This is a genomic window from Micromonospora globispora (assembly GCF_003857015.1).
Classification (GTDB): Bacteria; Actinomycetota; Actinomycetes; order Mycobacteriales; family Micromonosporaceae; genus Micromonospora; species Micromonospora globispora.
Genome location: NZ_QGGF01000158.1, coordinates 1 through 9,036, shown reverse-complemented (window position 1 = coordinate 9,036; position 9,036 = coordinate 1). Strand labels below are relative to the sequence as shown.

Below are 9,036 nucleotides of genomic sequence, written 5' to 3'. Positions count from 1 at the left end.
CACCCACGGCTGCCGGTCGGAGTCGGCGGCGTACCAGGTGGTGGCCGACGGCGACCCGGCCACCACCTGGTACGCCGCCGACTCCGACCGGCAGCCGTGGGTGCGACTGACCTGGCCCAAGGCCCGCACGATCACCGGCCTGCGGATGACCCTGCCGCCGACCGCCGCGGCGGGGTGCTGGACGAGGGCGGCACCCTCGTCTTCGACCGGCCGCTGCGCAGCAACGAGATCACCGTGCTCATCTCCGACATCGTCCCGGCCCGCTCGTACGACCCGTACCGGCGGCTGACCCAGAACCTCCCGGTCGGGATCGGCGAGCTGACCGTGCTGTCCGACCCACCGGTGCTGCGCAACCCGCCCGATCAGCGGGTGACCCTGCCCTGCGGCAGCGGACCCACCGTGGAGGTCGGCGGCGTCCGGCGGCGGACCGCGCTGGTCGCCAGCCGCCGGGAACTGGTGGAGCTGCGCGAGGTCGACGCCCAGCTCTGCGGTGCCGAAGCCAAGGCACCGCTGGCGCTGGCCGGGGGCGAGGTCCGGGTGGTGGCGGTGGCGAGCCGACTGGCCGCGCCGACCCAGCTCGTGCTGACCCCGGGTGCCGTGCAGCCGGACCGCAGCGGCGGCTCGGCCGCCGGAAGCGGTGCTGCCATCCAGACCCCGGTACGCGTCGACGGCTGGTCGGCCACCGAGCGGCGGCTGCACCTGGACGCGTACCCGAACCAACGGGTGCTCGCCATGCGGGAGAACGCGAACGCCGGGTGGGTGGCCACCGCGGCGGGTCGGACGCTCACCCCGTTCGTGGTGGACGGCTGGCAGCAGGGCTGGCTGGTGCCCGCCGGACTGGCCGGTGAGGTGGTGCTGCGGTTCGCCCCGGACAACGGGTACGTGCTGGCGCTGAGCGCGGGGGTACTGCTGCTGGCCGGGGTGGCGGTGGTGGCGACGCTGCCGAGCCGGCGTACGCCCGGCCGGGTGCCGGTCGTCGCGCGGGCCCGGCGGGGTCGACGAGTGCTGGTCGGCCTGTTCGGCGGGGCGGCCCTGCTGCTGGTCGGCGGCCCGGCGGCGGTGGGGGTGGCGGTGCTCTGGGCGGTGCTGCTGCTGCTGGCGAGAGGGCTCGAACCGCACCTGCACCCGCCGGACCGGCGTCGGGCGCGCCTCCTCTACCAGGCGCTGCTCCGCTGGCTGCCGGTCGCCACCTTCGCCGTGGCCGGCTGGTACGCCCTCACCATCGGCGGGCACACCGCGGTGGCGCCTCAGTTGGCCGCGGTGGCCACCGCGACGATGCTCTGGCTCTCGCTGGTGCTGCGCCGCCGGCGCGGCCACTGAGCGCCCCACTGCTGGAACGGCCGCTCGATGGCGTAGTAGCTGATGGTGGCGAGGAACAACCCGCCCAGCGCGGTGAGGAGGAAGGTGTCCAGCGGGTCGCCGGTGAACTCGGGCCGGCCGGTGAGCACGTAGATGGCCTCGAGCACGAACGGGTGCCAGAGGAAGAGGCCGTACGACATCCGGCCGAGCCACCGGCCGGGCCCGCTGCCGAGGATGGCCTTGGTGCGGGTCTCCGGACCGAAGGCCATCGGCAGCACCACCATCACCGCGACCACCGCGTAGAGGACCAGCTTGAGGCCGAACTGGGCGGCGGTCGGCTCGGCCAGGTCGCGGGGGCCGACGACCGGGGTGGTGGCGACGGCCAGCGCGGCGAGCGCCACCGCCCAGCAGGCGAGCGGGGCGGCGCCCAGGTCGTCCAGCCAGCGCCAGCGGCTGTTGCCCTCGGTGCGCAGCGACACGTGCACGGTGGCCAGCGCCATCCCGGCACCGAACCAGCCGGCGTACGAGGGCAGCCACATGGTGTGCAGGCCCATGTTGAGCAGGCCCAACTCCATCAGGACGAGCCAACCCCCGGTGACCAGCAGCCCCGCGACCGCGACGATGAGCGCCCGACCGGGCCGCCACCGGCGGCCCAGCAGCACCTTGGCGAGCACCGGCAGGAGCAGGTAGAACGCCACCTCGGTGGCGAGGCTCCAGGTCTGGCTGAGCCCGTGGCGGAGCTGCCCGTGCTGGTAGATCTGGGTCAGCGTGGCGTGCCGCAGCCAGTCGCCGGTCGACGCCGGCCGGTTCTGCGGCAGCACGAGCAGGCACACCACGACGGTCACCCAGTAGGCGGGCAGGATCCGGGTGGCGCGCCGCCACAGGTAGCGGCCGGTCCGCGGGCGGGGCCGATAGGTCGCGAGGGCCTGCGCGTACGGCCGGAAGAGCAGGAAGCCGGAGAGCACGAAGAAGATCGCGACGCCCACGTCGAGCCGGGACAGCCAGGCGCCGACGGCGCTGTCACCGGTGTTCCGGCCGGTCGCGAATCCCACGTGGTGACCGACCACGGCCAACGCGCCGATGACGCGTACGGCGTCGAGCGCGGGCAGCCGGCGCATCACCTGTTGCGGAATTGGAGCAGACATCAGCCGTCCAGAGGGTCGCGTTGATATGTAACCGGGGAGTAACGTGCGGCCAAGTTTAGGGATCGAACCGCTCGCCGGACACCGGCTGACTGTCTTTGTTGGGGAGGATCAGTGAAGGCTCGCTTGGGCGCCCTGCTGTTCGGCATAGGCGTCTTGTGCCTCGTGGTCGCCGCCGGAGTGGCGTACTACGTGGCGCCGACGGTGACGAAACTGCCGTACGACCTGCAGTTGTGCAACGCCGACGGCAAGCCGGAGGGCTGCCTGAAGGCGAGCCACGCCGTCGCCGAGAACGCGACGTTCCTGCAGATCAAGAAGGACGACACGGCGATCCGGACCGGCACCCTGGACGCGGCCACCGAGGTGGCGCCGCAGGCCGAGACGACCGACAAGGAGATGACCGGCGACCTCAAGGGCGAGGCGGTCGTCTGGGACGGCTACGGCACGGTCAAGTGGACCGAGAAGGGCGAGGTGATCAGCCAGTACTCGGCCGAGTTCGCCATCGACCGGAAGACCGCCGCCGCGGTGAAGTGGGACAAGCAGTTCCTCCAGGCCGACGGCCCGGAGGGTCCGGACGACGTCACCTTCGCCGGGCAGATCTACAAGTTCCCGTTCCACACCGAGAAGAAGACCTACCAGTACTTCGACCGGGACCTGCGCAAGGCGTTGCCGATCAGCTTCAAGGGCACCGAGCAGATCAAGGGCGTCGAGGCGTACCGGTTCGAGCAGGTGATCCCCCAGACCGACGTCAGCCCGGCCGCCGACAAGGTCGGCTTCCTGCTCGGCACGTTCGCGCCCGACGCGACCAGCGGCAAGGTCATGTACACCAACACCCGCACGATCTGGGTGGAGCCGGTCAGTGGCAACTTCGTCAAGGTGCGGGAGCAGCAGAAGAAGCTGCTCGTGCCGGACCAGGGTGCGGCGACCGTCCTGCTGAACGCGGACTTCGTCTACAACGACGAGACCATCAGCAACAGCGTCGATTCGGCCAAGAAGACCCGCGACCAGCTCACGCTGATCGGTCGTACGCTGCCGCTCGCCCTGGCCGTGCTCGGCGTGCTGTTGTTGATCGCCGGTCTGTGGCTGTTCTTCGCCGGCCGTCGCTCGGCCGCCGCCCGGCACCGGGCGGACGACGTCGACGACACCGACGCTTACGGCGTGCCGGCGCAGTCGCCGGCGCCGGAGCAGGAGGAGGTGCCGGCGGGGGCGCCCGCGCGTACCGCCGACACCGAGGTCGAGCGGGAGCACTGACCCGCGACAGGGACACCTCCGCCGACGTGGCGGAGCGAGGGGCGGACCGGTTCTCCGGTCCGCCCCTCGCTGTTACCGCTCCGGTACCCGTAGCGTCACACTCCGCGCCCGTTACTCAATCGTAACCCGTCGATGGTTTCGCTACTCTCCGTTGATCCGACGGCGGGATCAGCTCCGGTTTGGACGCTTCGCCCTGCGGAAGTGGTCGGCCGCGTCGGTACGGACAGTAACGAAGGCGCTCGGTGGACAGTGCGGCGGGACATCGACCGACCGGCATCCCCTTGTGACCTACGCCGCACCCGTGCACCATCATCGTCACGTTCGTTACTCGCCGGTAACAGGAGGCGTGGCACGGCACGCGGCTACGCCCGTTCGGATCCGGCCCACCCCGAAGCACCACCCCCACCGAGGAGGAATCCGTGCAGGAACGGATCGACAACCGGGGACGTACCCGGTGGCGGCGCTTCGCCGCGATGATGGTGCCCGCGACCGCGGCGGCCGGCGCCATCCTGTTCGGCATGTCGAGCGGTGCCATCGCGTCGAACATCACCGTGTCGGGTCAGACCTTCAAGGTCGGCGCCAGCCGCCTGGAAGGTGACGGCTTCAAGCAGTACGGCGGCATCGTCAACGAGAAGAACGGCACCGTCCACCCGGTCGCGGTCTCCGAGATCAGCCGGGCCGAGCTGTACAACCTGTGCCAGTCGGTCCGGGCCGACCTGCCCGGCATGCCGGTGGTGCTCACCATCAACGCCGGCGACGGCGACAAGCCGGCCACCGCGAAGGACATGCTCATCGCCATGGACTCGCTGGCGGGCAACGCGGAGTTCACCAACATCAAGATCGGTCGGGACGCGAGCGACCTGAACCCCTCGGCCCGGACCGGGTCGTTCGGCCAGAACGCCGAGCACGTCACCATCACCAACCTGGAGCAGGTGTCCCGCTACACCACGGCCGCCACCTTCAACCTGACCGGGCTGAAGCTCAAGGTCAACGTGGGCGACGACGCCAAGGGCAAGGAGTGCTTCTGAGCTGACCCGGGGCCTGCGGAGCGCAACCTCCGCGGGCCCCGTCCCTGTCCTTCTTCGCTCGGCTCCGGCAGGAGGAGTACGTGACAAGCGCCAACCCGCAACAGGCCCGGTCCGCTGGCATCGGGCGAGCCTGGCGCGGCTTTCGCCGCTGGCGGCGGACCCGACCGTTCTGGGGCGGTCTGTTCACCGCGCTCGCCGGCGTGGAGATCCTCGGCACCACCAAGATGAGCCTCAACGGCCTGACGTTCTCCAGCGGACCGCAGGGATTCCTCGCCTGGCTCGTTCCGGTCATCCTGGTGACCTGCGGGATGCTGCTCTGGTTCAGCCCCCAGCAGCGGCTGTTCTACTCGGTCGTCGCGGCGGTCACCACGGTCTTCTCGCTGATCGGGGTCAACCTCGGCGGCTTCTTCATCGGGCTGCTGCTCGGCATGGTGGGCAGTTCCCTCGGCTTCGCCTGGGCGCCGGCCGCCCCGCCGTCGACGAGCGAGGCCGCAACCGAGCCGGTGGACGACGAGCCCGTCCCGGCGGACGCCGCGGCCACGGTGCCCCAGCAGCGCGACGGCGGCCCCGAGGCCGTACCCGGGGCGCCCCGGTCCCACGATCCCCGGTTCCTCGGCGTGGCCCTGGTGGCGCTCAGCCTCTCCACCGGAGGGCTGCTCGCCGTGGCGAACCCGTCCCCGGTACGGGCCGCTCCCCGCTGCCCGTCGACCGCGTCGGCGAGCCCCTCGGCCAGCCCGTCCGCCACGCCCCACGCGAGCGCCTCGGCCTCGCCGTCGGCCAGCCCGAGCCCGACACCGTCCGACGGCAACCTCCTCACCGACATCCTGCACGGCATCGGTGACCTGCTCACCGGCGCGGGCGGCGACCCGTCCGCCACACCGTCGGCGACCCCGACCGCCAGCCCCGATGCCCCGCCCAGCGGCTCGCCGACGCCGAGCGGTAGGCCCACCGCCACCCCCCGGACGGCGTCCGGCCCCTGTCCCGCGCCGAAGCCCGCGCCCAGCAGATCGGGCGAGGTGGCGGCCGGTCGCCCGCTGCCGCGGATCGCCGCCGAGCCGGGGCAACCGCGGGTGGCGGCACAGCCGTCGAAGCTCACCGGCTCGAAAGTCACCATGACCGGACTGCGGTTCGACGGGATCGTCGAGCTGCCCACCGCCACCGGCAGCCTGCGGGCGCTCAAGTTCAGCATGAAGAAGGCCGTGACCGACGACTTCGTCCTCCAAGCCGACGGCCCGGGGAACAAGACCGCCCGGTACGTGACCGACCAGTTGACCGTCAAGGGCGACGTCGCGTTCTACGCCACCCGTTTCGTCGGCCGGCTCCTCGGCCTCAAGATCACGCTGACCCCGGATCTGCCGTTCCCGGACGGCATCCCGATCACCTCGCCGATCCCGATTACCTTCACCGACCCGGTGATCGACCTGGCGTACGTCGACAGCGACACGCTCACCGGCAAGCCGACGCTCATGCTCGACCTGGCCTGAACCCGGACACGCGGACGGCCGGGAGCCGGGGACCACCGCCCCCGGATCCCGGCCGTCGTCGGCTCAGAGCCGGGCCAGCGCCCGGCGCAGCGGGTCCAGCCCGAGCGAGCCCAGGTCGAGCGCCTGGCGGTGGAACTCCTTCAGGTCGAAGTCGGCGCCCTTGCGGGCCTTCGCCTCCTCCCGGGCCTGGAGCCAGATCCGCTCGCCCACCTTGTACGAGGGCGCCTGCCCCGGCCAGCCCAGGTAGCGGTTCAGCTCGAAGCGCAGGTTCTCGTCCGGCACCCGGCAGTGCGCCCGCATGAACTCCCAGCCCAGCTCCGGCGTCCAGCGCTCGCCGGGGTGGAAGCCGAACGGGTTGTCCTTCGGGATCTCCAGCTCCAGGTGCATGCCGATGTCGACGATCACCCGGGCCGCCCGGAACGCCTGCCCGTCGAGCATGCCCAGCTTGTCGCCCGGGTCCTCCAGGTAACCCAGGTCGTCCATCAGCCGCTCCGAGTAGAGCGCCCAGCCCTCGCCGTGCCCGGAGACCCAGCAGAGCAGCCGCTGCCAGCGGTTGAGCAGCTCGGCGCGGACCGCGGTCTGGGCCACCTGGAGGTGGTGGCCCGGTACGCCCTCGTGGTAGACGGTGGTCACCTCGCGCCAGGTGGAGAAGTCGGTGATGCCCTGCGGGACCGCCCACCACATCCGGCCCGGGCGGGAGAAGTCCTCGCTCGGCCCGGTGTAGTAGATCGCGCCGTCGCTGGTCGGGGCGAGGCAGCACTCGATGCGGCGGACCTGCTCCGGGATGTCGAAGTGGGTGCCGTGCAGCTCGCTGATCGCCTTGTCGGCGAGCGCCTGCATCCAGTCCCGGAACGCCTCCTTGCCCTTGATGGTGCGGGCCGGGTCGGCGTCCAGCTTCGCCACCGCCTCGTCGACGGTCGCGCCCGGGCCGGCGATCCGGGCGGCCACCGCCCGCATCTCACCCTCCAGCCGGGCCAGCTCCGCGAAACCCCAGGCGTACGTCTCGTCGAGGTCGACCTTCGCGCCGAGGAAGTACTGCGAGGCCAGCTCGTACCGCTCCCGGCCGGCGGCCTGCTTCTCCCGCCCCTGCGGGGCCAGCTCGGTACGGAGGAACTGGCCGAACTCGGCAGTGGCGGCGGTGGCGGCGGCGGCACCCCGGCGCAGCTCCGCGCCGAGCACACCGTCCGCGCCGAGCCGCTCGACGAGCCCGTGGAAGAAGTTGTCGCCCTGCGGGTCCGTCCAGATGTCGCACTGCTTGGCGACCTCGGTCAACTGCACCCGGGAGCTGACCTGCCCGGCGGCGGCCGCCTCGCGCAGCGTCGTCTTGTAGCCCTCGAGCGCACCGGCGAACCGGTTGAGCCGGGCGGCGATGTTGGCCTTCGCGTCGTCGCTCGCGGTCGGCATCAGGTCGAACACCATGCGGATCTCGTGCAGCCCGCTGGCGATCACGTTGACCTCGCTGGTCGTCTCGCCGGCCTCGTGCCGGGCGAGCTCCAGGCCGAGGCGCTCCTGCATGGCCTCCTTGGCGGTCCGCTCCGCCTCCGAGTCCGGCTCGGTCACGTCGAGCTCGGCCAGGGTGCGCCGGGTCAGCTCGGCGCGGGCCGCGTACCCCTGGGGAGACAGGTCGTCGAGTTGGTCGTCGTAGCCGGCGATGCCGACGTAGGTGGCGCCGGTCGGGCTCAGCGGGGCCCAGTCGGCCACGTACCGGTTCGCGAGGTCATCGATTCGTCCCACGGTGCGACCCTACGTGACCGGGGCACCCCGATGTCGACCGTGTTTACCGTGTTCAGGACGGTGATCGGGCCAGCCGGGGAAGGATCGGCGGCGGCCCGCCTGTGGCGGTCGACACCACGTCCGATTTTCGCGGGACTTCGTCGTACCCCTACGGCAGAGTGTCAGGGGTGACGGCGGACATCACTCCTGACCGGGCGGCGCTGAAGAGCTGGCTGCCCGGCTTCCTGGCACTCGGCGTGATCTGGGGTTCCAGCTTCCTGTTCATCAAGGTGGGGGTGACCGAGCTGCACCCGGTGCACCTCACTCTCTACCGGGTCGCCACCGGGGCGCTGACCCTGCTGGTGGTGCTGGCCGTGCTGCGCGACCGGCTGCCCCGCGAGCCGCGGGTCTGGGCGCACCTGGTGGTGGTCGCCGCGTTCGGCGTGTCCCTCCCGTTCACCCTCTTCGGCTTCGGCGAGCAGCGGGTCGAGTCGATGCTCGCCGGCATCTGGAACGCCACCACCCCCCTGATCGTGCTGCCCCTGGCGGTGCTGGTGTTCCGCACCGAGCGGTTGACCGTGCGGCGGGCGGTCGGGCTGGCGCTGGGCTTCGCCGGCGTGCTGGTCGTGCTCGGCGTCTGGGAGGGCGTCGGCGGGTCGCACTTCACCGGCCAGCTCATGTGCCTCGGGGCGGCCGCCTGCTACGGCGTGGCCATCCCGTACCAGAAGAAGTTCATCGCCGGCAGCTCGCACTCCGGTCTCTCCCTGTCGGCCGCCCAACTGCTGGTGGCTACGGCCCAGCTCGCCGTGGTCGCGCCGCTGGTGGCCGGGGCGCCGCCGGCGCCGACCGGCCTCTCCCTCCGGGTGGTCGCCAGCGTGCTGGCGCTCGGCGCGCTCGGCACCGGGCTGGCCTTCGTGATCAACCTCCGGAACATCCGGCTGGCCGGGGCGAGCACGGCGTCGACGGTGACGTACCTGATCCCGGTCTTCGCGGTGCTGGTCGGTGCGGTCGTGCTCGGGGAGCGGATGAACTGGCACCAGCCGGTCGGCGCGCTGATCGTGCTCCTCGGCGTCGCGGTCGCGCAGGGCGTCCTGGCCCGGCGCCGGCCGAGGACGGCGG

General features: G+C 71.9%; 8 protein-coding genes. 6 read left to right on the top strand and 2 right to left on the bottom strand.

The window, feature by feature from the left end:
• Nucleotides 1-37 precede the first annotated feature (37 nt).
• Together DKL51_RS37420 and DKL51_RS05865 are read left to right on the top strand one after the other, a co-directional pair.
• Nucleotides 38-289 (top strand): hypothetical protein, encoded by a 252-nt coding sequence (locus DKL51_RS37420; RefSeq protein WP_438819650.1) that lies wholly within the window; start codon nucleotides 38-40, stop codon nucleotides 287-289.
• Nucleotides 175-1,320, top strand: a complete 1,146-nt coding sequence (locus DKL51_RS05865) for a hypothetical protein (RefSeq protein WP_221623133.1) — start codon at nucleotides 175-177, stop codon at nucleotides 1,318-1,320. The genes DKL51_RS37420 and DKL51_RS05865 overlap by 115 nt, the downstream gene beginning before the upstream one ends.
• Here the strand turns inward: DKL51_RS05865 and DKL51_RS05860 are convergent.
• The gene (locus DKL51_RS05860; protein ID WP_109946507.1) at nucleotides 1,248-2,444 is read right to left on the bottom strand and encodes an acyltransferase family protein; all 1,197 of its coding nucleotides are present in this window, start codon (nucleotides 2,442-2,444) and stop codon (nucleotides 1,248-1,250) included. The genes DKL51_RS05865 and DKL51_RS05860 overlap by 73 nt on opposite strands.
• Before the next feature lie 111 nt (nucleotides 2,445-2,555).
• On the opposite strand from DKL51_RS05860, the gene pgfA reads away from it, so the two are divergent.
• The 3 genes from pgfA (at nucleotide 2,556) to DKL51_RS05845 (ending at nucleotide 6,204) form a co-directional block, all read left to right on the top strand.
• Nucleotides 2,556-3,692 carry a cell envelope lipid trafficking protein PgfA gene (gene pgfA / locus DKL51_RS05855; protein WP_109946508.1) on the top strand — a complete coding sequence of 379 codons (1,137 nt, stop codon included), beginning with the start codon at nucleotides 2,556-2,558 and terminating at the stop codon, nucleotides 3,690-3,692.
• A 419-nt stretch (nucleotides 3,693-4,111) separates the two neighbouring features.
• On the top strand, nucleotides 4,112-4,720 hold the full coding sequence (locus tag DKL51_RS05850) for a DUF6230 family protein (RefSeq protein ID WP_124811816.1): 609 nt from the start codon (nucleotides 4,112-4,114) through the stop codon (nucleotides 4,718-4,720).
• Nucleotides 4,721-4,800: 80 nt separating this feature from the next.
• Nucleotides 4,801-6,204 (top strand): DUF6114 domain-containing protein, encoded by a 1,404-nt coding sequence (locus DKL51_RS05845; RefSeq protein WP_124811815.1) that lies wholly within the window; start codon nucleotides 4,801-4,803, stop codon nucleotides 6,202-6,204.
• Between the two features lie 63 nt (nucleotides 6,205-6,267).
• On the opposite strand, the gene DKL51_RS05840 is transcribed toward DKL51_RS05845, so the two are convergent.
• On the bottom strand, nucleotides 6,268-7,938 hold the full coding sequence (locus DKL51_RS05840; protein ID WP_109964607.1) for a DUF885 domain-containing protein: 1,671 nt from the start codon (nucleotides 7,936-7,938) through the stop codon (nucleotides 6,268-6,270).
• 167 nt (nucleotides 7,939-8,105) lie between these two features.
• Here DKL51_RS05840 and DKL51_RS05835 point away from each other — a divergent pair.
• Nucleotides 8,106-9,036 (top strand): DMT family transporter (locus tag DKL51_RS05835; protein WP_148097733.1); only part of this gene is annotated, 931 nt, incomplete at its 3' end.